Annotated in this window: 23 protein-coding genes; 13 read left to right on the forward strand and 10 right to left on the reverse strand. The window is 58.7% G+C overall.

Annotation, left to right across the window (positions count from 1 at the left end; all coding sequences use genetic code 11):
• Window positions 1–30: 30 nt before the first annotated feature.
• On the forward strand, window positions 31–1,515 hold the full coding sequence (locus tag WG915_RS07995; protein WP_339564856.1) for a mechanosensitive ion channel family protein: 1,485 nt from the start codon (window positions 31–33) through the stop codon (window positions 1,513–1,515).
• Here WG915_RS07995 and WG915_RS08000 read toward each other — a convergent pair.
• Complete coding sequence (locus WG915_RS08000) at window positions 1,512–2,312, reverse strand: Fpg/Nei family DNA glycosylase (protein ID WP_339564857.1); 801 nt, start codon at window positions 2,310–2,312, stop codon at window positions 1,512–1,514. The two genes, WG915_RS07995 and WG915_RS08000, sit on opposite strands and share 4 nt — an antisense overlap.
• A 54-nt stretch (window positions 2,313–2,366) precedes the next feature.
• Here WG915_RS08000 and WG915_RS08005 point away from each other — a divergent pair, with 54 nt between their 5' ends.
• Window positions 2,367–2,951 (forward strand): VanZ family protein, encoded by a 585-nt coding sequence (locus WG915_RS08005; RefSeq protein WP_339564858.1) that lies wholly within the window; start codon window positions 2,367–2,369, stop codon window positions 2,949–2,951.
• Here WG915_RS08005 and WG915_RS08010 read toward each other — a convergent pair.
• Window positions 2,887–3,381, reverse strand: coding sequence for a 2'-5' RNA ligase family protein (locus tag WG915_RS08010; protein WP_339564859.1), 495 nt, complete (start codon window positions 3,379–3,381; stop codon window positions 2,887–2,889). The two genes, WG915_RS08005 and WG915_RS08010, sit on opposite strands and share 65 nt — an antisense overlap.
• Between WG915_RS08010 and trhO the strand changes: the two genes are divergently transcribed.
• Complete coding sequence (gene trhO, locus WG915_RS08015; protein ID WP_445227805.1) at window positions 3,375–4,379, forward strand: oxygen-dependent tRNA uridine(34) hydroxylase TrhO; 1,005 nt, start codon at window positions 3,375–3,377, stop codon at window positions 4,377–4,379. The genes WG915_RS08010 and trhO overlap by 7 nt on opposite strands.
• On the opposite strand, the gene WG915_RS08020 is transcribed toward trhO, so the two are convergent.
• The 6 genes from WG915_RS08020 to WG915_RS08045 all read right to left on the reverse strand — a co-directional run bounded on the left by WG915_RS08020 (window position 4,376) and on the right by WG915_RS08045 (window position 9,733).
• The gene (locus WG915_RS08020) at window positions 4,376–5,797 is read right to left on the reverse strand and encodes an HNH endonuclease signature motif containing protein (protein WP_339564860.1); all 1,422 of its coding nucleotides are present in this window, start codon (window positions 5,795–5,797) and stop codon (window positions 4,376–4,378) included. The genes trhO and WG915_RS08020 overlap by 4 nt on opposite strands.
• A 90-nt stretch (window positions 5,798–5,887) precedes the next feature.
• Window positions 5,888–6,343 (reverse strand): hypothetical protein, encoded by a 456-nt coding sequence (locus WG915_RS08025; protein ID WP_339564861.1) that lies wholly within the window; start codon window positions 6,341–6,343, stop codon window positions 5,888–5,890.
• Window positions 6,344–6,384: 41 nt separating this feature from the next.
• Window positions 6,385–7,035: an SDR family oxidoreductase gene (locus WG915_RS08030; protein ID WP_339564862.1), complete on the reverse strand. Its 651-nt coding sequence runs from the start codon at window positions 7,033–7,035 to the stop codon at window positions 6,385–6,387.
• Window positions 7,032–7,991 carry a universal stress protein gene (locus WG915_RS08035; RefSeq protein ID WP_339564863.1) on the reverse strand — a complete coding sequence of 320 codons (960 nt, stop codon included), beginning with the start codon at window positions 7,989–7,991 and terminating at the stop codon, window positions 7,032–7,034. The genes WG915_RS08030 and WG915_RS08035 overlap by 4 nt, the downstream gene beginning before the upstream one ends.
• Window positions 7,992–8,089: 98 nt before the next feature.
• On the reverse strand, window positions 8,090–8,545 hold the full coding sequence (locus WG915_RS08040; RefSeq protein ID WP_339564864.1) for a MarR family winged helix-turn-helix transcriptional regulator: 456 nt from the start codon (window positions 8,543–8,545) through the stop codon (window positions 8,090–8,092).
• Between the two features lie 99 nt (window positions 8,546–8,644).
• Complete coding sequence (locus WG915_RS08045; RefSeq protein ID WP_339564865.1) at window positions 8,645–9,733, reverse strand: inositol-3-phosphate synthase; 1,089 nt, start codon at window positions 9,731–9,733, stop codon at window positions 8,645–8,647.
• Between the two features lie 180 nt (window positions 9,734–9,913).
• On the opposite strand from WG915_RS08045, the gene WG915_RS08050 reads away from it, so the two are divergent.
• The 7 genes from WG915_RS08050 to rplI all read left to right on the forward strand — a co-directional run bounded on the left by WG915_RS08050 (window position 9,914) and on the right by rplI (window position 15,916).
• Window positions 9,914–10,288, forward strand: coding sequence for a DUF5318 family protein (locus WG915_RS08050; RefSeq protein WP_339564866.1), 375 nt, complete (start codon window positions 9,914–9,916; stop codon window positions 10,286–10,288).
• 7 nt (window positions 10,289–10,295) lie between these two features.
• Entirely contained in the window at window positions 10,296–12,458 is a 2,163-nt protein-coding gene (locus tag WG915_RS08055) for a transglycosylase domain-containing protein (protein ID WP_445227806.1), read from the forward strand.
• A 202-nt stretch (window positions 12,459–12,660) separates the two neighbouring features.
• Entirely contained in the window at window positions 12,661–14,097 is a 1,437-nt protein-coding gene (locus tag WG915_RS08060) for a glycosyltransferase family 87 protein (RefSeq protein ID WP_445227811.1), read from the forward strand.
• Window positions 14,090–14,281, forward strand: a complete 192-nt coding sequence (locus WG915_RS08065; RefSeq protein ID WP_339564868.1) for a hypothetical protein — start codon at window positions 14,090–14,092, stop codon at window positions 14,279–14,281. The genes WG915_RS08060 and WG915_RS08065 overlap by 8 nt, the downstream gene beginning before the upstream one ends.
• Before the next feature lie 110 nt (window positions 14,282–14,391).
• On the forward strand, window positions 14,392–14,679 hold the full coding sequence (gene rpsF / locus WG915_RS08070) for a 30S ribosomal protein S6 (RefSeq protein WP_339564869.1): 288 nt from the start codon (window positions 14,392–14,394) through the stop codon (window positions 14,677–14,679).
• Window positions 14,680–14,742: 63 nt separating this feature from the next.
• On the forward strand, window positions 14,743–15,369 hold the full coding sequence (locus tag WG915_RS08075; protein ID WP_339564870.1) for a single-stranded DNA-binding protein: 627 nt from the start codon (window positions 14,743–14,745) through the stop codon (window positions 15,367–15,369).
• A 94-nt stretch (window positions 15,370–15,463) separates the two neighbouring features.
• The gene (gene rplI, locus WG915_RS08080) at window positions 15,464–15,916 is read left to right on the forward strand and encodes a 50S ribosomal protein L9 (RefSeq protein WP_339564871.1); all 453 of its coding nucleotides are present in this window, start codon (window positions 15,464–15,466) and stop codon (window positions 15,914–15,916) included.
• 378 nt (window positions 15,917–16,294) lie between these two features.
• On the opposite strand, the gene WG915_RS08085 is transcribed toward rplI, so the two are convergent.
• Window positions 16,295–17,461, reverse strand: a complete 1,167-nt coding sequence (locus tag WG915_RS08085; RefSeq protein ID WP_339564872.1) for an alpha-amylase family protein — start codon at window positions 17,459–17,461, stop codon at window positions 16,295–16,297.
• A 79-nt stretch (window positions 17,462–17,540) separates the two neighbouring features.
• On the opposite strand from WG915_RS08085, the gene WG915_RS08090 reads away from it, so the two are divergent.
• From WG915_RS08090 to WG915_RS08100, 3 genes are read left to right on the forward strand one after another with little or no spacing between them, the layout of a single operon-like run.
• Complete coding sequence (locus WG915_RS08090) at window positions 17,541–18,134, forward strand: TetR/AcrR family transcriptional regulator (protein WP_339564873.1); 594 nt, start codon at window positions 17,541–17,543, stop codon at window positions 18,132–18,134.
• Window positions 18,135–18,173: 39 nt separating this feature from the next.
• Window positions 18,174–19,676, forward strand: coding sequence for a replicative DNA helicase (gene dnaB / locus WG915_RS08095; RefSeq protein ID WP_445227807.1), 1,503 nt, complete (start codon window positions 18,174–18,176; stop codon window positions 19,674–19,676).
• Window positions 19,677–19,678: 2 nt separating this feature from the next.
• Entirely contained in the window at window positions 19,679–20,494 is an 816-nt protein-coding gene (locus WG915_RS08100; protein WP_339564875.1) for a fumarylacetoacetate hydrolase family protein, read from the forward strand.
• Here WG915_RS08100 and WG915_RS08105 read toward each other — a convergent pair.
• Entirely contained in the window at window positions 20,491–21,636 is a 1,146-nt protein-coding gene (locus WG915_RS08105; protein WP_339564876.1) for an MFS transporter, read from the reverse strand. The two genes, WG915_RS08100 and WG915_RS08105, sit on opposite strands and share 4 nt — an antisense overlap.
• Between the last annotated feature and the right edge of the window lie 46 nt (window positions 21,637–21,682).

The raw sequence follows: 21,682 nt of genomic DNA on the forward strand, positions 1-21,682 counted from the left end.
CGCTCAGGATTCGCGCCTACGGTAGTTGGTATGCCAATTGAGTACATCCTCGAAGCGACCAAGAATTGGATCATCACGCACGGCCTGTTCCTGGGCATGCTGGTGGTCATCGGTTTTTTGATCCCGCGGGTTGGTCGCCGCATCATTTTGGGTGGCAGTCAAGCCGTTGATGAGGGGACGGAGGCCGCGAAAGGCCGCAAGGCCCTGATTGGTGCGATGGTGTATATCGCGGAGGCGGTGGCCTATACGGTGCTGGCTATCGCCGCGATGAAGAATCTTGGGGTGAACCTGGCGGCTGCGGCGATCCCCGCTACGGTGGTATCTGCTGCAGTCGGTTTCGGTTCCCAGAAAATCATCGGTGACTTGCTCGGTGGCTTCTTTATCATCACTGAGAAACAATATGGTGTCGGCGACTGGGTGAAGTTCTATGGCAGCGCTGCGACTGTTGAGGGCGATGTGGTCGACATGACCCTGCGCGCAACTACGATCCGCACGATGAATGGCGAAGAAATCACGGTCCCGAACGGTGAGGCACGCATGTGCGTGAACTCCTCCGCCCGCTGGGCGCGCGCAGTAATCGCCATTCCGGTTCCGATAACAGCAGGTAGCAGCATCTCGGAGATCAACGCTCGTACCCTGGCGGCCACTGAGGACGCGATTGCTGAGCCGGAGATCGCGGAGCATATTCGCAGCGAGGTCACCTTCCAGGCGGCCACCGCAGTCACCCCTCCCACGGCGATGGGCCTGCCGTGGACTGCAACAATGCGCCTGCTTATCGACGTCGCGCCGGGCAAGCAGTGGCTCGTCGAACGTGCTGTCCGCGCCGCTGTCCTCGACGAGTGGTGGGAGGACTACGGTGAGCGCGCCAGCAACACCCCGCTTGTCGACGACCAGTTGGGGGAATCCCTGCGTCACCTCCTGGACACGGAGGAGTTCCGCCCCATCCCTGCTGCCGCTGTTTCCCCCGGCGGATCGGCGCCTGCCACTGTTAATGAGTCAGAGGCTTTAGCTAACGCCGCGGAAAACGTGGACGTGCCACGCGAGCAAGTGATGCGAGAGATCGTGGAACGTGAGGATGAACGAACGGGCGTCGATCAGCACGACAACGGCCTGTTGTCGCTCGGTGGCCGTGTTCGCCCTTCGACGACGATACTTTTGCTATCGCTGCTGGGCTTCATGCTGCTGGGCGCGATGACGCTTTCCGGCGGTGAGGGGCATCAAGACGGCTGGTTGGCCCCGCAACAACCGACTACGCAGTCTGAAGTGCCGGTGGAATCCGCACCGGCTCAGCCAACCTCCTACACTCCAGAAACTGAGGAGCCGACATCAGTGCGCGAAGCACCGGTTTCCTCTGCGCCTGCTAGTTCCGCCCCGCGTCAGGAGGAGGAATCGGAAGATGAGTCGACTACTTCCTCCACCGCTCCTGCTTGGACACCAGCGCCACCGCCAGCCGTGACCGAGGAACCCGCGCCACCAGCAGTCTCCGAGATGCCTGAGAGTACCCCGGCTCCCTAAGGCTGGCACCCCGGGCACCAGAACAGATTGCGACCCTCGTACGCTCGGAGCAGGATGGGAGTGCCACATACGAGGCAGGGCTGGCCCGCGCGCCGGTAGACGTACACCTCGCCACCGTGGTCGTCTTTGCGGGGCGCGCGCCCCATCGCTTCCGGGGCGTGTTCGGGCCGCACCGTGTCGATCCTCCCAGCTGCCACCCCTTGGTGCATGAGACTCACTAGGTCGTGCCACAGGGCATCGAACTGCTCCCGTGTGAGCTCGCGCCCTGGCCGGAACGGGCTGATACCCAGCCGAAACAGCGGCTCCGCGCGGTAGATGTTGCCTACCCCGGCGAACAGCTTTTGATCCATGAGCAGCGAGCCGATGGCGCGGCCCGAGCGGTGCACCTTGCCCCACAGCCATTCGGGATCGGCGTCGCTGCGCAAGGGATCTGCGCCCAGCTTGTCGACGGCCGCGAGCATCTCATGCTCAGTGATGAGGCGACACCACTGGGGACCGCGCAAGTCCGCTGCGAGCTGCTCGTCCGCGATACGCAGCCGCACAATTCCCTTAGGCGCTGCGATGTCGGTGAGGTGGAACTTCCCGATGAGGCCTAGATGGATATATACGATATGTGGGGAGTCGAAGTGGATAAACAGCTGCTTGCCGTAGGCCTCCGCGTGGGTGAGTTTGTGGCCGTCGATAAGCGCGGCGGACTCGGAGAAGCGACCCTGCGGTGAACTGACGCGTACTGGTTTGCCACCAAAGTGGCAGGTGAGGTCGCGCGCGAGTCTGTGGATAACGTGGCCTTCGGGCATGGAGCTAGTGTAGCCCGGGCCTTCGACTGGGCCGGATCATCTACACTGTTCTACATGTCAAAATCTGCGCAGCGTACCGATCTCCTGGCACTTTTCTACTACCTGCCAGTGATTTTGTTGTTGACCCTACTCAAGGGATTCTTCGTGATCGGGCACCTGTGGTTGAAGGACACGCACTTGGTCCGCGAGGTGCAGCTGATTCCGTTCAACGATTTCGCTGGTAGTGCTACGTGGTTTGGTCCGCTGTTCAATGTGGCAGGCAACGCGGTGCTCTTCGTGCCTTTCGGTATTCTCACCTACCTGCTGCTGCGTTCGGTGCGAAAGTCGGTGCTGCTCGGATTTGTGTTCAGCCTGGCGATCGAGCTGGTGCAGTTCGCCTTTGCGCTTGGTATTACGGATACTGATGATCTGATCTTGAACACGCTCGGAGCGCTGTTCGGCGCAGCCCTGGTGAAGGCGACCGGCGCGCGGATGGAGAAAGTGTGGCGTTGGGCGTGCCTGCTGTTCGCTACCTTTATCTACGTGCTGTACCTCCTCGGCCCGCGCCTGGGTAGCGAGGAGAAAATGACCCCGGTCAGCCAGCCAGTTGCCGATAGCGCTGTGAGTGTGGTTGCCAATAGCCAGCCCGCTGGGCGCTGAGTTCCTTCGGTCCGCCGAGGGCATCCAGTGCGCGCAGATAGTCTGGAATTATTTCCCTGGGTAGGCGTAGCCCCACTGTCAGGTGCGGGATCCAGCGATTCCCCCGCCCAGCAGGGTTGAGGGCGCTGAGTTCGCGCGCCACCTGTTCCAATTCATCCGTGGTCTCCAACAGCCACGCCACGGTTTGCTTTCGTTTCGTTCCGAACACTACGGTGCCGACGCGTCGAAATGGTGCCGGGATGACGCCTGGTAGCAGCTCCGCTGCGCGCTGCACCACGGGTGCTGGCATGTCGGGAGCAAACGTGATCGTGATGTGCGGGGTCTGGTGTTGCTGTGGGAATCCCTGCGCCGCGAGCTGGGCAAACAACTCTCGGACCTGTGTCTCTTGTTCCTGGGGCAGGTGAAGCAGGATGTTCTCTGGGGATGGCACGCCCGTCAGCATACCTGCCGATGTGGTGGGCGCGACTGCGTTATGAGCTGGGCGGATCCCGCACTAGACTTGGGTTTGTGCAACGCCTAACCAAAATCCTTCTTTACTACAAGTTCCTCCCCATCTCTGACCCGAAGGCAGTGATGCTGTGGCAGCGGGAACTGTGCGAGCGCCTTGAGCTGCGCGGCCGCATCTTGATCTCCGAGCACGGCATCAATGGCACTGTCGGTGGTGACATGGATGCCTGCAAGGAGTACATCAAAAAGACCAAAGAGTACTTCGGGAAGATGGAGTTCAAGTGGTCCGAGGGCGGCGCGGAAGACTTCCCTCGTCTCTCGGTGAAGGTGCGCGACGAGATCGTGGCGTTCGGGGTGCCGGGCGAATTGAAGGTGGATGAGAACGGTGTCGTGGGTGGCGGCGTGCATCTCAAGCCGGCGCAGGTGAACAAGCTGGTCGCCGAGCGTGGCGAGGACGTCGTGTTCTTTGACGGCCGGAATGCCATGGAAGCGCAGATCGGCAAGTTCAAGGACGCCGTGGTGCCGGACGTGTCCACTACGCATGATTTCATTGAGGAGCTGGAGTCCGGGAAGTATGACTGGATGAAAGACAAGCCGGTGGTCTCCTACTGCACTGGTGGTATTCGCTGTGAGATCTTGTCGGCGCTGATGAAGAATCGTGGCTTCAAGGAGGTCTACCAGATCGACGGCGGCATCGTCCGTTATGGCGAAAAGTTCGGCAACGAGGGGCTGTGGGAGGGCTCCCTGTATGTCTTTGACAAGCGGATGCACCTGGAGTTCGGTGCAGGTGTCGACGACCCCGGCTTTGTCCAGCTCGGGCGTTGCGTCCACTGTGACACTGCGACGAACAAGTTTGAGAACTGTGGCAACTTGGATTGCCGCACTCTGACTCTGATGTGTCCTTCCTGCGCTGCGGACCCAATGAAGCGCACCTGTGGCAAGGAAGAGTGCGCAGAAGTGGTGGCACGCCAACAGGCCTAAGCCGCGTTGGTCTGGCAGTGGCGGCATACTGGAATCTGGAACGGTGGCTGGGCATCGGGTTCGTGAATCCCAAACCTGAGTAGTTGCCCAGGGTTGAACCAGGTCGTCGGATTGAAGTTTGCTTGTGCCGGTCTATCGGGTTCCAGTTTCGCGGGCTGGCGCCAGAGCATCTGCCCTGTTTTGTCGCAGAATGTCCAGTATTTGTCGGGGTTTTGCTGGGTGTCATCAATGTTGCGGTGTACCCGGTGCCCCACAAACATCAGATTGTTTCCGGTGGTCATCCCGCCGAAACGCCAGGCTTTCAGATGGTGGATCTCGCACATCGCTGCCGGTAGATCCGATCCAGGAGTCATATCCCCGCCTTGTGAGCCGAGGAGTCCGAGGTACGCGTAGATATCTGCGGCTCGTTTGGACCGGCCCAATTCGATCAGGTTTCCGGTGCCTGCTTCGAGCAGGGCAAGGAAGGCGTTTTTGTCGGCACCGAGTCGGAGCAGGTCTGGGATTGGCAAGAGCGTGCCGACGTCCGTTGGAACAACGCCAGCAGCGGCAGCCAACTGCTCAATTGTCATTGTGGCGACCACGGTGCTGCAGCCACGGGTAGGTGACATCGGGCCAGTACGGTGGAGGGCATTCTTCAGTGCTACAACGAGGGCATCGTGACGGCGTTGGTTGACGGTGCGCGCGTCAGACTTCTTTTGCTCCTCGGGCAATAGATCTCCAGGTCCGGCATAGTCTGCGAAGAGTCGGCGCAGCAGTGCGTCGAGCTCGGGTGTTGCTGTGACCTTCATGGCAGACATGAGGTCCGCGCCTTGGTTAGATAGGCACACGGAGCGCTTGCGTTGCCGCTCCTTGTCGTTCGGCTCGGCATCTGCGTTGAGGCCTTGCAGGATCTTCAATCCTGCTTTCCGAAGGTCCTCGGGGGCCAGGGTGGTGGCAAGCTCGGCAAGAGTCGATTCGGCCCAGGCGACTGCCTCAGGGGCGGTGCTTTCGGGGATCTGGTCCAGCACGCGCCGGATCTCCATGGCGGAGGCAACTCCAAAGGCCGCGGCTTGTAGTCCTGCTGCAGTATGTGGCATCCGAGCTGGTCTGCCCTCAGGGGTGCCGACGCTGGCGGGTTTGTCAAAGAGCTCGTCGGCAAGCTTGGAAGCGTTACGTAGTTCGGAACGGTCGAAGCGCCCGCTGTGCAGCACCCTATTGAAGCTGGCGCGCGCGTTCGGGTCGAAGGCCTGTTGGGATTCCAGCTCGCGCAGTAGGGTGAGCGTGGTGAGCTGTGCCAGCCTTTCGATCCTGCGCGCATTCTCGAGTAGTTTGTGCAGATCTTCCGCGGAAACTACCGGGTTTTCGAGCGAGGACAGCGCCTCGAGCTGAGCACTGAGTGCTACCGCTAGCTGCGCGTCTATTTGTTCGAAACCCTTCATGCCTCAAACTGTAGGAGCAGTACCGGACAGGCACCCCCAAAATAGTTCGAACAGGTGTTCTCAATGGAATGGGCGTCGAAAAGCAGGGTGCTACTGCCCTACTATCGCCATAGTTCCGAAGCCAGTCATGATCGTCATTGCCCATGGAATGAGGAACCAGATGACGCCGAACCAGGGCTGCCACAGATCGTAACGCTTCCATTTGCGGTGGAGGATCACCATTGCGCCAATCACGGTGGCGAGGGAAAAGCCGCCGGTGACGGTTGGGAAGAGGATCTCGTAGGTGCGTGAGCAAATCAGGGTGCGGGTGCCTTCGCCGCACAAGGGTCCACCTTGCCAGCGGGAAAAGCCAATGATCGCCAAAGCAATGAGGATGGAGCTAACGCAGCTGAATACGGTGTACCAAATGGCTTGTTTAATGGAGCGCTTCGCCCGGGAGCGCCGCAATTCCGGGTTTGCCATCAAGTCGAGTTCCGTCACTGGCTGCCGAGAGTTATCGGGCACACGGTCGAGGTCTGGGTCGATGCGGTAGCCGTTGTGTTCCAAGGCGAATCCTCCTCTTTCGAGTGCTAGTTCAGTGCTTTACTCTAGCTGCGAGGGCGGAGAATGACCTCATGCGGATGACCGTCTTCGGGGGTGTTGAGCGCGTTCAGGACGGCCGTGGCAACAGTGTGCGTCGAAAGATACGCTTGGGCGTTATAGGTGCCGCCTTCGGCAGCAACCACTGTGCGTTGCATCTGTGTGTCTATTCTCCCCGGGAAAATGGAGGTCACCCGCAGTTTCGTTTCCTCCAAACGCAGCGCATCACACCAGGCCCGTGCCGCAAACTTGGACGCAGCATAGGAACCCCAATGAGGGTTCGCCCGCAAGCCAGCACCGGAGTTGAGGTACACCACATGCCCGCCGGTAGCCCGCAATGCTGGTAGATAGTGCGAGGTCAGGGCGACTGGTGCGTACAGGTTGACCTGCATTGCCTCCTCCCAGTCGGATAGCGGCGCGGTGGCCACGGAACCTAGCGAAACCACACCGGCGCAGTGGATCAGGGCATCTACCGCCGACAGTTCTGGCGCGTCCGCAATCGCGGGAAAAGTAGCTTGCCACCAGGACAGTTGGGGTGATTCTAGGGGGCCGGGAGTGCTGCGGTACTGGGCGTGAACGCGCCAGCCGTCGGCAAGCAGCAGGCGGGTGACCTCGTGGCCTACTCCCCCGTTTGCGCCGGTGACGACGGCCGTTTTCATGACACCGTTGGCCGGATGATCGCAGGTACTGGGGAAAACTGCAGGACTTCGCTGCTTGCCGAGCCCACGAACACACGCTCGAGTGGGTTCATTGGCGGACTGGAAAGGCACAACAAATCGCCCTTCTTCCACTTCACCGCGTCGATTGCACCGGACCAATTGGCGCCCGAACCGATCTCGGTTTCCAGGTTCAAATTCGGAAACTCGGCGGTGACATCGTCCTTGGCGCGATCTAGCAGGGCGAAGAGATGCTCGCGCCACTGGGTGGAAATCTCATCTTGCACGGTGAGGGGGTCAATGAGGATCGACTCATCGAGGATGTCGGGCGCAAACGCCACGATTCGCAGTGGAACGTCCCACGCATCGGCTTGAGTGGCTGCCAGCATTAGCGCGTCGTAGTTTTCCTCCCCTTCCGTAAAACCGTAGGTCAGGCGAGTGATGCCGCGCTTGGAAAGCTTGGCCTTCTTCGGGATCAGCCCCAGCATCGTGGGCGAGGAATGCAGCAGCGTCTCCACTGTGGAGCCGGCCAGCAAGCGACCTTTCACGGTCGCATCCTCAGCGCTCATGATGAGCAGCGAGGCGTCATAATCGCGGGATGCCTTGGCCAGCAGCGCGGCTTCGGAAGTGCCGTCGCTGAAGACCGCAAAGTCCTCATCCCAGTCTTCTCGGGGGATCCCGACTGACTCCAGGGCTTTCTTCGCTGCGGCTTTGCAGGCCGCGGACTCCTTGGCGTGCCACTTCTTGTACTTGCCACCGAGCTTCGCCAGGCTTGTCGACGGCCACGGCCGCACAAACGTAGTGACTAACCGCACCCGGATCGGCGTGGTTCGAGACAGCCAGGCGGCGTATTCGAGCGCCGCGATGCTTTCCGAGTTCTCGGCATGGCGTGGCCGCCAGGTGACGAGCACCCGCACTTCAGGAGCGTCGCTGGTTTTCTTGGGGGTCTTCTTTGCCATAAGGAGTTATTTCACTGTTCATGGGTGTACTGCGTTCTAGGTAAACGCAGTATTAATTCAGCTTAAACCCTAACAGGCAGGGGTGGGGCCAAGATAACTTAAGCTTCGCTTTCGCGGGAGTACTCGTCGGCGATCTTGGCAATGATCGGAACAACTCCGGCGATTTGCTTGAGTTCATCCTCCGTGAGGTTGCGGAAAACCTCGGCAAGGTACTGAGTGCGCTCTTCCCCCACCGTTGTGAGCTGGGTGCGTCCTTGCTCAGTGATCTGGACGAGGACACCGCGTCGGTCAGACTGGTCGCGCACTCGCTCGACCAGCTCGCGCTGTTCCAACTGGTGCAGCGTATTCGAGGCGGTTGGCATGCGGATACCTTCCGCGCGTGCGACGTCGCTGATACGAGCCGCGCCGTTTCCGGCCAAGTGCTCCAAAATTGTCAGCTGTGGTCCCGTGAGAGAGGACTGGGCAGCTTTTCGGAAGTAGGTGACGTAAAGCTTCGTCAGGGCGGGCCGGAGAGCTTCGGAAATTTCCTCCGGGCTAGCATTTTCTAATGACATAGCATCTATGAAAGCACATCAGCTCAAAAATGTTCCAAGGCGAAACAATTTAGTGCCCCCATTTCGGTACAGATTCTGGGGGCACTGTTGTCGCGGCGACTAAGAACCGAAGATGAATTTCTCGAGTTGCGTACGAGCTTCGTCATCGGGGAGCTGCTGCGGAGGGGATTTCATGAGGTAAGAGGATGCCGGGTGGATGGGGCCGGAAAGTCCGCGGTCGAGGGCGATTTTCGCGGCGCGGACGGCGTCGATAATAATGCCTGCGGAGTTAGGGGAATCCCAGACTTCGAGCTTGTATTCCAGGTTGAGCGGCACCTCGCCAAAGGCCTTACCCTCCAGGCGGACATAGGCCCACTTCCGGTCATCAAGCCACTCGACATAGTCGGAGGGGCCGATGTGGACGTTGCGATCATCGATCTTTCCTGCCAGTGGGCCGGAGAGATTCGAAGTTACTGCCTGGGTCTTTGAGATCTTCTTGGACTCGAGGCGCTCGCGCTCCAGCATGTTCTTGAAGTCCATGTTTCCGCCCACATTGAGCTGCATGGTGCGCTCAAGACGTACCCCGCGCTCTTCAAAGAGTCGTGCCATCACACGGTGGGTGATGGTGGCGCCGACCTGGGATTTGATGTCATCGCCGATGATCGGCAATCCGGCAGCCTCGAACTTTGCCGCCCATTCGGGATCGGAAGCGATGAAGACGGGCAGCGCGTTGACGAAGGCGCAACCGGCGTCGATAGCCGCTTGGGCATAAAACTTGTCGGCCTGCTCCGAGCCGACCGGCAGGTAGGACACCACGACGTCCGCACGAGCGTCCTGCAGCGCCTTAACGACGTCCACAGCTGCGGCTTCGGATTCCGTAATCGTCTCTTGGTAGTACTTGCCAAGACCGTCGAGGGTCGGGCCACGCTGCACCTCCACGCCCAAGTGGGGGACTTCGGCGATCTGGATGGTGCAATTTTGGCCAGAGCGGAGCGCGACAGAGAGGTCTTTGCCCACCTTGTCTGCGTCCACATCAAACGCAGCAACGAATTCCACATCAGAGATGTGATAATCACCGAACTGAACGTGCATGAGGCCCGGGACCGTGTCTGCGGCCGGGGTTTCGCGGTAGAACTGGACGCCTTCTACCAGGGAGGTTGCGCAGTTTCCGCACCCAACGATGGCGACCCGAACTTTAGATTCGCTCAACTTGTGTCACTTCCTTAACAGCCTGTGTAACTAGAGCTAACCGTTACAAACCTACTGATAAGGAGAGGGTGCTGACGTCGCTGAATCGTTACAGAAAACAGGTTGACCGATTCAGTAGTCCAATTAAGGTGACCTATCGCAAGCTATTGCCTTGTAGGGGCCACACCATATAATGGCCGGGTGCCTGTCTTTAGTGATCTCGTTAGCTATCGCTTTGACCGGAAACGCACGCTCAACCTGTGGCAGCGGGGTTTAAAGCTTAAAGACGAGATCTGCGACGCGGATTTCCTCCTCGTTACCGCCGGAAAATTTCACGGCCGACCTGCTGAGACCCGGTGCCCAATCTGTGAAAGTGCCGAAATGCGCGTGGTGCTTTGGATATTTGGCGATCACTTAGGGAAAATGTCAGGTACTGCACGTGATCTTTCCGAGATTGAGCGGATCGCGCGGACGAAGGGGCCGTTCACGGTGCACACTGTAGAGGTGTGCCCGGACTGCCGATGGAACCATCTACTGCAAGCAGCCACGGTTGTAGCAGCGGATTCTTCACGTTAATTACAGAATGGACAAGACAACAGTGACCACCCAAACGAAGGCCGGGAAAGGCAAGCGGCGCCAGAAGTCGAGCAAGAGGAAACTCTGGGCTTACTTTGCAGCCGCCCTGGCTGTCCTCATTGCCGTTCCCGCCTTGATCCTCGGCAGCATGTACGTTGCTGCTGACGTGCCGGAACCGGAAGAACTGACCAGCAAGCAGATCTCCCTCATCATGGCGAACGACGGCTCCACCGAGCTTGCGCGCGTCGTGCCACCCGAAGGTAACCGCACACAGGTGGACATCGAGCAGATCCCCGAACCGGTGATTCACGCCGTACTCGCCGCGGAGGACCGCGAGTTCTACACCAACCGTGGCTACTCCCTCACTGGCTTCGCTCGTGCCGCGCTCGGCCAGCTGCGTGGCGACGACTCTGCTGGTGGCGGTTCGACCATTACCCAGCAGTACGTGAAGAACACTGTGGTGGGCGATGAGCACTCCATCAAGCGCAAAGTCCACGAGCTGATCTACTCCGCAAAGATGACCAATGAGTGGTCCAAGGACGAGATCCTCTCCGCCTACCTCAACACCATCTACTTCGGCCGAAACTCCTACGGTGTTGCTGCGGCGGCAAACGCCTACTTTGGTAAGGACATCTCGGAACTCGGTCCTGCCGAGGGAGCTGTGCTCGCTGCGTCCATTCAGCGACCAAGCCAGCTTGATCCGTGGGCCAACCGCCAGGCGGCGGAAGAGCGCTGGAACTACGTTCTCGACGGCATGGTTTCCACCGGCACCTTGGCGCAGGCAGAACGGGATGCCTTGGTTTATCCAGAGACCACGGACCCAGCACTAAACCGCGCCTACACCGAGGCCACTGGCGCCAACGGATTGATCAAGAACCAGGTCATGGCGGAGCTGAGCGACCTGGGAATCACGGAGACGGACGTCGAGACGCGTGGCCTGCGGGTAACCACTACGATCGACCCGAAGGTGCAGGAAGCCACAGTGGCAACCATGGAAAACCAGTTGCAGGGCGAAAGTGAGAAGATCCGTACTGCTTCGGTCTCGCTCGACCCAAATACTGGTGCGGTGCGTGGCTACTACGGCGGCAATGAGCCTTCTGGTTGGGACTACGCGAACGCAGGCGTGCAGACCGGTTCTACCTTCAAGATCTTCGGCTTCGCAGCTGCTATGGAGCAGGGTATCTCTCCCAACGCCTACTACAGCTCAGGTCCGGTGACCACCGGCAACGTCACCGTCGGCAACGCATTTAACAGCACCTGTGGTGTGTGTACTATCAGTCGGGCGCTGAAGGAATCCTTCAACACCAGCTTCATCCGCCTGCAAAAGGACCTTGACAACGGGCCGCAGGACACCGCAGACATGGCGCATGCCTTGGGTGTGGCACGCTCGCTGCCTGGCGTTGAAAAGACTCTGACTGAGAACGGTGAGACCCCATACGAAGGCATCATTCTGGGCCAGTACCTCTCGCGGCCCTTCGACATGGCCATTGGCCTGGGCACCCTAGCGAACGAGGGCATCTGGCATAAGCCACACTTCGTAGACACTGTGACCACCGCCGAAGGCGAAGTGCTGTACCAGCATGAAGCCGGTGAAGGTGAACGCCGTATCAGCAAGAACGCGGCGGATAACACCATTAAGGCGATGCAACCCATCGCTGCTTGGTCTAATGGCGCCCTTGCCGGTGGCCGCCCGTCCGCAGCCAAGACTGGTACCGCACAGCTGGGCGATACGGGCAACAACAAGGACGCGTGGATGGTCGGCACGACCCCACAGCTCACCACTGCCGTTTGGGTGGGCACCGTGGATAACTCGGCCCTGTACAACACCTGGGGCGGGAACATGTACGGCGCTGGACTTCCTACTGAAATATGGAAGTCTGTGATGGATAAGTCTCTCGCCGGACAGGACTTCGAGTACTTCCCAGAGGCAGCACCGATCGTTCCTAATTCTTCTAAGTACTACTCCAACCAGGCACCGGCGCCTGCCCCGACTAGCTCTCGTAGCAGCACCACTGAGCCTTCTCCTTCGGAAGCCGAGGGGGTCGAACCCGTGGAGGGCGGTACCTCTCCTGCAGAGCCCGCCCCGGCTCGGCCAGGACCGGCACCAGCACCAGCGCCGGTCCTACCACCGCCGCCGAACCTGAATGACATCTTGAACGGCTTGCGCTAGCACGCTGCTAGGAAGGTCTCCGTACATCGGGGGCCTTCTTTTGCGTATTGAGCGATTAGAGTACTAGGAAGCAGCAAGTGGCTGGATCTGTTATTGATCAGTCGTTAAATGTCTAAAAGGAGCCAAGCACGTGGTATCACCACAGCGCGATCCGGCGCCCAGCGTCACCCAGCGCCCAGTATCGGAGCAAGCCAAACTGCTGGTGGCACAGCGCGTGCAGCCGGCGCACACCGAAGCGCTGGCGCGCGGGTTTGTGGAGTTCCTGGGCGGGCCACTGGGAAGGTTTGCGGCCGTCGGCACGCAGCGGTGGTGGACTCCCCTGCGGGTGTTAATCGTATTCGCGGCTACTTTCCTTTCCGGGGGCTTCTTAGCCAAGACGAACTGTATCCAGGGCATCCGTGGCGATGCCGGTGTGAGTCTCGACTGGTCCGGCAACCGACAGTATGTTTCCGCTTGCTACAACGACATTGTCCCCTTGTACGGTGCCCGCGGCCTTGATCACCCGGGTTTCCCCTATGCCTACTCCTGGGTCGAAAACGGCGTCACCCGCTATATGGAGTACCCAGTGCTCGGCGGGATGTTCCAGTGGTTGGCGGCCACGATCACGCGGCCACTGTATACGGTGGTGAACATCATCCCGGGACATGCGATTCCCGAGGTTGGCCTCTATTTCATGGTTACCGCGCTGCTCATGTCCTGCCTGTGGCTGCTGACCATCCGACTGGTCGTAGAACTCACCGGCAATCGGGTATGGGACACCGTCTTGGTTGCCTGTTCCCCACTGATCGTCGTGCACGGTTTTACTAACTGGGACATTCCCGCCGTATTCCTCGCTGTAGCCGCAGTGTGGGCGGTGAAGCGAAATCACGTGTGGACCGCCGGAGTGCTCATCGGACTCGGCGTGTCCTTCAAACTGTGGCCGCTGTACTTGCTCGGGGCGTACTTTGTCCTGGCACTGCGTGGCAAAAACTTCGCGCCGTTCCTGCAGCTGGTGGGCGGAAGTGCGGTGGCCTGGCTCGTGGTCAACGTGCCCGTGCTGCTTAGCTACCCGGAAGCCTGGGGCGAATTCCTGCGGATGAATTCCAGCCGTGGGGCCGAGTGGACCACCATTTATGCCACCTTCACTCGACTCGGCCTGGGCAGTTTTGACGTCGATACGCTCAACATTCTGAGCTTCGGGGGCTTCGCGCTGAGTTGCGTCGGAGTCCTCGTGATTGGGCTGAAGGCACCGACACCACCGCGGGTGGCGCAGCTGGTGGCGCTCATCCTCATCGGGTTCTTGATGTTTAACAAGGTCTACAGCCCGCAGTATTCGCTGTGGTTGGTGGTGTTTTTGGCTCTTGCACTGCCGGATTGGCGGCTCAGCTTTTCTTGGCAGATTGCAGATGCGTTGGTGTGGCCGATTCTGATGTGGCACATGATGGGGGAAGAAAATTTGGGTGCGCCAGGTGAGCTTCTCACGATCGCAGTCCTAGCCCGCGATGCGTTCATCATCACTTTTGCAGTCCTCATAATTCGCAGTATGTTCGGTGCCCGCAGCGATAAGGTATATGCGGCACACGCAGGTCGCGATCCCCTGGCAGGGCCCTTCCGGCTGGGCTTTGCGACGTCAACAAAGAAAGAGCAAGGACATGAGTAATACCGAGATGTTCCTCATGGTGGGGGAAATCTTTATCGGCTTCCTGTGCATGATGGGCGCGTTTGCGAGCTTCATGTACCGCAAGTCGATGCGCCAGGTGTGGATCCTGGTGGCCTGCGCCTTCTTCTTCCTTACTGTTCTGCCTGTGGCTCAGGCCATCGGATGGGGAACAACTTGGTTCTAGGCAGTGCGTGGGGTAGCCTGAACAGGTTGCTGACGCAACGACCCTCCTGCCATGCCTACCAATGGGTGTGGCCGATTCAAATTACTAGACCATAGGAGGTGATGAGGTCCGTGCGTCAATACGAACTCATGATCATTCTTGATCCATCTCAGGATGAGCGCACCGTAGCCCCGTCCCTAGACAAGTTCCTCGAAGTCGTCCGCAAGGAAAACGGCACCGTGGAAAAGGTAAACATCTGGGGTAAGCGCCGTCTGGCGTACCCAATCAACAAGAAGGACGAGGGCATTTATGCCGTCGTCGATCTCAAGTGCGAGTCCGCAACCGTGCTCGAACTTGATCGTCTGCTCAACCTGAGCGATGACATTCTGCGTACTAAGGTCCTGCGCGTAGACGCTTAAGAGCGATACGCATAGACTCGAATCCACATAAGCATTTAACACACGCAAAACAGGGGCAAGGATATGGCTGGAGAGACCGTCATCACCGTGGTGGGCAACCTCGTTGCTGACCCAGAATTGCGCTTCACCCCTTCGGGTGCAGCAGTCGCGAATTTCCGAATTGCTTCTACGCCACGCACGTTCGATCGTAACGCGAACCAGTGGGTAGACGGCGATGCTCTTTTCCTTGCTTGCAACGTGTGGCGCCAAGCAGCAGAAAACGTTGCTGAGACCCTGACCAAGGGCATGCGAGTCATCGTCCAAGGTCGTCTCAAGCAGCGTTCTTATGAAACCCGCGAAGGCGAGAAGCGTACCGTTTACGAGTTGGAAGTCGACGAAGTCGGCCCATCTCTCAAGTACGCAACCGCTCAGGTCAACCGCGCCACCTCTGGTGGCCAGGGTGGCTCGGGCAACTTCAGTGGCGGTAACTTCGGTGGTGGCTCCCAGGGAGCTCCACAGGCAGGTGCCGGCCAAAGCGGTTTCAGCGGTGGCGCTCAGCAGCCGCAGCAGCGTAACCAGGGTGGCTTCGGCCAGCAGGGCGGTTTTGGTAGCAGCCAAAACACGCAGCCGGTCCCGGAGAATGACCCATGGAACAGCGCTCCTCCTGCTGGCGGTGGATTCGGTGGCGCAGACGACGAGCCCCCGTTCTGATTCCCTTAGAACTAGGCTCACCCCAGAGAACTACTGAATTACACTTTTCTCGCCTCAGTGCAGGCGAGGGCCAATAAACGGAAAGGCAGGGATCATGAAGCTGATCCTCACCGCCGACGTTGACAAGCTCGGTGTCGCAGGCGACATCGTAGAAGTCAAGGACGGCTACGGACGTAACTTTCTGCTTCCACGCGGTATGGCAATTGTTGCTACCCGTGGTGCTGAGAAGCAGGTAGAGGGCATTAAGCGTGCCCAGGAAGCTCGCGCTATTCGCGACATCGATCACGCTCGCGAAGTTCGCACCCAGCTCGACAGCCTTGAGGGCGTCGAGGTTGCAGTTCGCACTGCAGATTCTGGCAAGCTCTTCGGTTCTGTGACTACCCAGGATATCGTTGAAGCTGTGAAGAAGGCTGGCGGCCCATCGCTGGTCAAGCACAACATTGATCTGCCAAAGGGCCACATCAAGGCTCTCGGTTCTTACCAGGTTCAGGTCAAGCTTCACGAAGACATCAACGGCAAGATCAACTTTAAGGTCGTTGCAGCCTAATATTCTTAGGCACATGAAATGCAACGGCGGCTAATTTCATAGCCCAACGACAACAGCGCACGTGGCGGGTTTCACTCCTGAGGGAGTGGGGCCCGCTTCGTGTTTCCTCAGGCAGAGTGACTACTCTAAACCTCTGCCTGAGGGTTGTGGATAACTGGACGATATTTGGGGATAACAGGTAGTTTCAAAGAAATCTAGAACGCTGCTGATGCTGCTTGTCAAACGCCCAGTTCGCAGCGCGTGTCGGAGGGTGTTCGTGGCCGAATGCTGCCTGACCTGCACAAACGCCAACCTGGAGTGCTGATGAGTCAACTATACGTCTGGGTGAAAGTTCTCCACATCCGCTCCACATAGTTATCCCCAGCCTCCTGTGGATAACTAGGTGAGTTGAATGTGGATATCCGGTTCTTCTGCGACGGATATCTGGGCGTATGGGGCATCGCCAAGTTCTAGTAGTACTTCAACCGCCTGCTGGTTTGCTCCAGTGCTGCGGAAGCGTAGCCTCGTATTTTCAAGTTCGAGTTGCTGCGTCCGAGCTGTGGTGAGCCAGGGGTGTCTGCGGCGGAATGCAATCAGGCGCTGGTGGAGCTCAAACGTCGGATTTCCGTCTGGTTGATCAAGCGGGAAGAAGGGGCGCACTTCATCGTCTCCGCCTAGGCGGTCTTCTTTGCTTCCCTCATAGCCTTGCTCATCGCCGTAGTAAATAGCTGGGATGCCGCCGACCGTCATGAGGATCGTAAGTGCTAACGCAGCCTTGGCCTTGCCCACCTTGGTGGCGATGCGGGTGACATCGTGATTGCCAATGAAGGTCAAGGGGATGAAATGATCGAGCAGGTTATTGTGGCGCTGGAGAGTCCAATCCAGTTCGAAGAAGTTTCCATCTGCCAAGCTAGACCAAATGGATTTCCACAGCTCATACTGCGTAACGGAATTAATGGGGGCAGCATAGGCTGGGTAGTCCCCGTGAATGACTTCCCCCATAATCCATGCGTCTGGGTGTGCTTTGTGAACGCGTGGTATGACCGAGCTCCAGAACTCTATAGGCACCGCGTAGGCGGCATCGAGGCGCCAGGAGTCAATTCCCTTGTCTAACCAGAAATTCATCACGTCTGAGATGAGTTCCTTAACGGCGGGGGAGCTGTGGTCTAAGGTGTGGAGATTGTCGTGCCCCTCGAAAACATGGTCACGCTGCGACAGTTCGGCGTAATTGCTATCGCTGCCGACGTGATTAAAAACGCCGTCAAGCATGATGCGGATTCCGCGCTTTTTGCAAGCGCTCACTAAGCTTTCGAAATCGGCCATATTGCCTAGGCGTGGGTCAATGCTATAAAAGTCGATGGTGTCATAGCCGTGGGTATGGGCGGAGAATATCGGGCCGAGGGCAAGTCCATTGCAGCCAAGCTCAATGAGGTAGTCGAGGCTATTTTCGATGTGCTTGAGACGGTGGCTAAGAATCCGCTCGTCCGGCGTGGGGCGAACAGGCGCTCCGGTGAATCCGAGCGGGTAGACGTGCCACCAGATCGTATGCTCTGACCAGTGTGTCATGTGAAAACTCCTTCGTTAGTATATGTCACTCACTAATTCTTAGTGAGTATCTTGCACTAACACGCGCTATGCTGTCAACATGTCTAGACCCGAACGTACTCGAATGAACCCGGAACAGCGCAAGGCGCTGATCCTAGAGACGGCGAGTGCAGCATTCGCAGTTGATAGCTTTCAAGATGTGTCGGTGGCCCAAATCGCCCGCGATACAGGCGTCTCTGTCGCCTTAGTGCATAAGTATTTCGCATCTAAGAATGGATTGTTTGCCGCAGTGCTCGCTGAGTCCTTCCGCTTATTGCGCAGTCGGCAAAACGCCTATTTGCAAGGAAAGGAAAGCAAGCGCGATAAGGTCGTTGCTTTGCTAGAGGCGTACCTCGATCATGTCGCTGAACTGCGGCGGCCACACGAGGTGGGATACTTCTTGCACGGGCACGACGAGCGGGAATCCAATGAGGTCCGTCGTCTATATGAGCAAAGCTTCGTGGTGACCCTGCGTGCGATCATCGAACCTAATGCAAGTGCCCACGATTTTTATGCGGTGCAGTCCTTTCCAGGCTTCGTGCAAAGCGCTGCGGTGTCATGGGTACTGCGGGGCTGCCAGCCGGAAGAAAAGCATCCGGTTGTTGAGGTCCTCATTGGAGGACTCGAAGGGGCTCTAGGAGATTGGAAGCGATAGCATGAGTGGGCAGGAATGAGCGCGGAGAAAGGGGCTAATGTGAGCACACCGAATGCCAGCTTTGAGGATGCGGATCTTCCGCTGCCCCCAGAGCCATCTTTCGAGAGCCCTAGCTATGAAGGGGCCAGCTACGATGACCTGCCCGGTACCGCGTTTGGATCGGCACCTGCGCGTAGGGCGCGGCGGGATCGGCGGCCAGAAGGCCCGAGCGGCCGGGATTTCGGGCGACAGCCGCCGCACGATAGCGAGTCGGAGCAGGGCGTCATCGGTGCCATGATGATGTCGGCGCACGCCATCGAAGACATCGTGGAGATTCTCACCCCGGATGACTTCTATCATCCTGCGCATCAGATCATCTATCGGGCGATCATTGACCTATTCTCTGAGAGCAAAGAGGTTGACGCGCTCGTCGTCCGCGGTCGCCTCGACCGCAACAATGACCTCGAGCGGATCGGTGGCGCGCCGTATCTGCACACCCTGGTCTCCAGCGTCCCCACTGCGGCCAATGCGCGCTACTACGCCGAGATCGTCGCGGAAAAGGCAATCCTGCGCAGGCTTGTCGACGCCGGTACCCGAGTTGTGCAGTTGGGCTATGAAGGCACCGAGGGCGCGGAAATCGACGCGGTGCTTGACCTCGCACAGCAGGAAGTTTTCGGTATCGCGCAAAAGCAGTCCACTGAGGACTATGAGGTCTTGGCGCAGATCCTTGAGCCCACCATGGACGATCTCAGCCAGATCGCAGAGAACGGTGGCCTGGCGCAGGGCGTCCCTACGGGCTTCGTGGACCTGGACAACCTGACAAACGGACTGCATGGCGGGCAGATGATCATTATTGCGGCGCGACCGGGCGTCGGTAAGTCCACGCTCGCGCTGGATTTCATGCGTTCCTGCTCGATCAAGCACAACAAGGCGTCGGTCATTTTCTCGCTAGAAATGTCTAAGACTGAGATCGTCATGCGCATGCTCTCGGCCGAGACGGATATCAAGCTCACCGACATGCGCGCTGGGCGTATGACAGATGAGCAGTGGGCCAAGCTGGCTAATCGTATTGGGCAGATCGAGCAGGCGCCATTGTTCGTCGACGATTCCGCGAACCTGACCATGATGGAGATCCGTTCGAAGGCCCGCAAGCTGAAGCAGAAGCATGACCTGAAGATGATCGTGGTGGACTACTTGCAGCTGATGAGCTCCGGTAAGAAAGTTGAGTCTCGTCAGCAGGAAGTCTCCGAGTTCTCGCGCTCCTTGAAACTGTTGGCCAAGGAGCTGGATGTGCCGTTGATCGCCATCTCGCAGCTGAACCGTGGCCCGGAATCTCGTACCGATAAGCGTCCGCAGATTGCCGACCTACGTGAATCGGGCTCGCTGGAGCAGGATGCTGACATGGTCATGCTGCTGTATCGCCCAGATTCACAGGATAAGGATGACGAGCGCGCCGGCGAGGCGGATATCATATTGGCTAAGCACCGTGGCGGTCCGATCGATACTGTCGCCGTAGCCCACCAGCTGCACTACTCACGCTTCGTTGATCTAGCTAGGGGATAGTCTTGCGTCTTGCCACCATCCGCACATCCTCAGGTACTGCTTGCGTCCGCATGGAAACTGCCACCAGCGCCACTCCCATTGCCGGTTTCACTGACGTCGGCGCCCTGCTTGGCGACGCCGATTGGGAGGCGATCGCCTCGGCCGCTAGCGGCACTCCGATTCCGCTCACCCCAGAAGACTTCGCACCAGTCGTTCCGCGTCCCGGAAAGATCATCTGCGTTGGCCTCAATTACGCCAAGCACATCCACGAGATGGGGCATGAGCAGCCAGCTGTGCCAACCATGTTCATCAAGTACCCTGAGGCGCTCATTGGCCCCTATGACACCGCCGAAGTCCCGGAGTTTGCCAACCAGATGGCTGACTATGAAGGGGAGTTGGCCGTGGTCGTCGCTAAGCCAGCTCGCAACGTGTCCGACGGCGCGCCTTATATTGCTGGTTACGCGGTGATGAACGATTTTACGATGCGTGATTTTCAGAATCAGACGAGCCAGTGGCACCAGGGGAAGTCCTTTGAAAACACCGCGGGTTTCGGGCCGTGGCTGGATACGGATTTTCAGCCTGGCGGGCAGCTAAGAACGCAGGTAAACGGCGAACTCAGGCAAGATGACTCGACGAAGGATTTGGTGTTTAGCCCTGCTGAGCTCGTCGAATACATTTCCAAGATCTACACTCTCCAACCCGGAGATGTCATCGCTACCGGTACTCCGGAAGGTGTGGGTGCCGGCCAAAAACCACCGCGCTTCCTGCAGGATGGGGATGTGGTGGAGATTGAGATTGCGGGAATCGGTACCATCTGCAACCGGGTGCAGTTTGTTTAAGGCTCGTACTTTTTGATCACGTAGCTCACCGGTACTACCGACAACACGATCACGACCATGCCGATGAGGAAGACGGTGTCGTAGCCGTAGCGTGGTGCAAAAAGTGAGACCACGAAGGGTACGAAGAACCCCAGGTAGGTCATGGAGTAGTAGATGCCGATCAGGCCGCCGAGTTCACTAACTGGTGCCATGGTTTGTACTTCGCGCAGCCCGGAGACCATCATGATGCCATATGCGGAACCCAGGCAGATCACTGCTGGCCAGACCCAGAGCGGCTGGTCCGTGCGGGCGATGATGAAGGAAAACACCATGCCCAGGAAAGCGAAGCCCATGCCGATTACTGCTGGCGGGACGAAGCCTCTTCCCAGGCGTGGCACGATTGGCTGCACGAGCATGCCGATGCCCATCGTCAGTGCCCCCACTAGGCCGGCGAAGGCGACTCGGTGTTCAAAATGCTGATTGCTTAGCGACACGAGAATCGCAAATGCCGTCGATGCGCAGCCGAAAACCCACGGCGCCCAGGCTGCGACCGACCATAGGAAACGCGCGCTGAGTGCCGTTGCTGGGAAGAAGCCGCCGGTAATGGTGCCGTTGACGGGTACTTCGGGAAGCGTCCAGACGATGAATGCGACGATGATCGTACTCACGGAGTGAAAGATCCAGGGCAAAGCGATGGGGAAGGGTGCGAATTCTGCCAGGAGTCCCGCTACGAGCGGTCCGCCCGCGAAACCGGCGGTGCTGGCCAGCGTTGCTCTTTTGGCCGATACGGCTACAGGGGCGTCGGAAATTTCTCGGAGCCAGGCTGCGCCGGATGCCATGACGAAGCCGACGGCGATGCCGGAAGTGAAGCGACCCAGGCCGAGGATGGTGGGGGAATGGTAGCCACCGTAGAGGATCACTAGAGAAGAAAGCGCGGAGATAATGAGGGCTGGGCGCATGAGGGCGCGCCGGCCCACGCGGTCCGAAAGCCGGCCGCCGATGAGGAGTGCGGGGACGAGTCCAAGAATGTAAGCGGCGAGTAGGAAGGTCACCGTGGATTCGCTCATGCCCGTCTCCAACCGGTAGGTCAGGAGCATCGGGGCAAAGGTGTTCGCGCCGAAGGCGATGATGAAGATGCCTAAAGCGATGCGCAACCAGTTCATTCACCCTCCAGCCCTCGTATTTGTGATCCGCATTACACCATAGACT

This window comes from Corynebacterium sp. H128, from assembly GCF_037482625.1.
In the GTDB taxonomy this organism is placed as follows: Bacteria; Actinomycetota; Actinomycetes; order Mycobacteriales; family Mycobacteriaceae; genus Corynebacterium.

Bases quoted from the DNA above. Each gene is read 5' to 3' on its own strand.
- WG915_RS07995 (WP_339564856.1), top strand. From the start codon at position 31: ATGCCAATTGAGTACATCCTCGAAGCGACCAAGAATTGGATCATCACG.
- WG915_RS08000 (WP_339564857.1), bottom strand. From the start codon at position 2,312: ATGCCCGAAGGCCACGTTATCCACAGACTCGCGCGCGACCTCACCTGC.
- WG915_RS08005 (WP_339564858.1), top strand. From the start codon at position 2,367: ATGTCAAAATCTGCGCAGCGTACCGATCTCCTGGCACTTTTCTACTAC.
- trhO (WP_445227805.1), top strand. From the start codon at position 3,375: ATGGCACGCCCGTCAGCATACCTGCCGATGTGGTGGGCGCGACTGCGT.
- WG915_RS08020 (WP_339564860.1), bottom strand. From the start codon at position 5,797: ATGAAGGGTTTCGAACAAATAGACGCGCAGCTAGCGGTAGCACTCAGT.
- WG915_RS08030 (WP_339564862.1), bottom strand. From the start codon at position 7,035: ATGAAAACGGCCGTCGTCACCGGCGCAAACGGGGGAGTAGGCCACGAG.
- WG915_RS08035 (WP_339564863.1), bottom strand. From the start codon at position 7,991: ATGGCAAAGAAGACCCCCAAGAAAACCAGCGACGCTCCTGAAGTGCGG.
- WG915_RS08040 (WP_339564864.1), bottom strand. From the start codon at position 8,545: ATGTCATTAGAAAATGCTAGCCCGGAGGAAATTTCCGAAGCTCTCCGG.
- WG915_RS08055 (WP_445227806.1), top strand. From the start codon at position 10,296: ATGGACAAGACAACAGTGACCACCCAAACGAAGGCCGGGAAAGGCAAG.
- WG915_RS08065 (WP_339564868.1), top strand. From the start codon at position 14,090: ATGAGTAATACCGAGATGTTCCTCATGGTGGGGGAAATCTTTATCGGC.
- WG915_RS08075 (WP_339564870.1), top strand. From the start codon at position 14,743: ATGGCTGGAGAGACCGTCATCACCGTGGTGGGCAACCTCGTTGCTGAC.
- rplI (WP_339564871.1), top strand. From the start codon at position 15,464: ATGAAGCTGATCCTCACCGCCGACGTTGACAAGCTCGGTGTCGCAGGC.
- WG915_RS08085 (WP_339564872.1), bottom strand. From the start codon at position 17,461: ATGACACACTGGTCAGAGCATACGATCTGGTGGCACGTCTACCCGCTC.
- WG915_RS08090 (WP_339564873.1), top strand. From the start codon at position 17,541: ATGTCTAGACCCGAACGTACTCGAATGAACCCGGAACAGCGCAAGGCG.
- WG915_RS08105 (WP_339564876.1), bottom strand. From the start codon at position 21,636: ATGAACTGGTTGCGCATCGCTTTAGGCATCTTCATCATCGCCTTCGGC.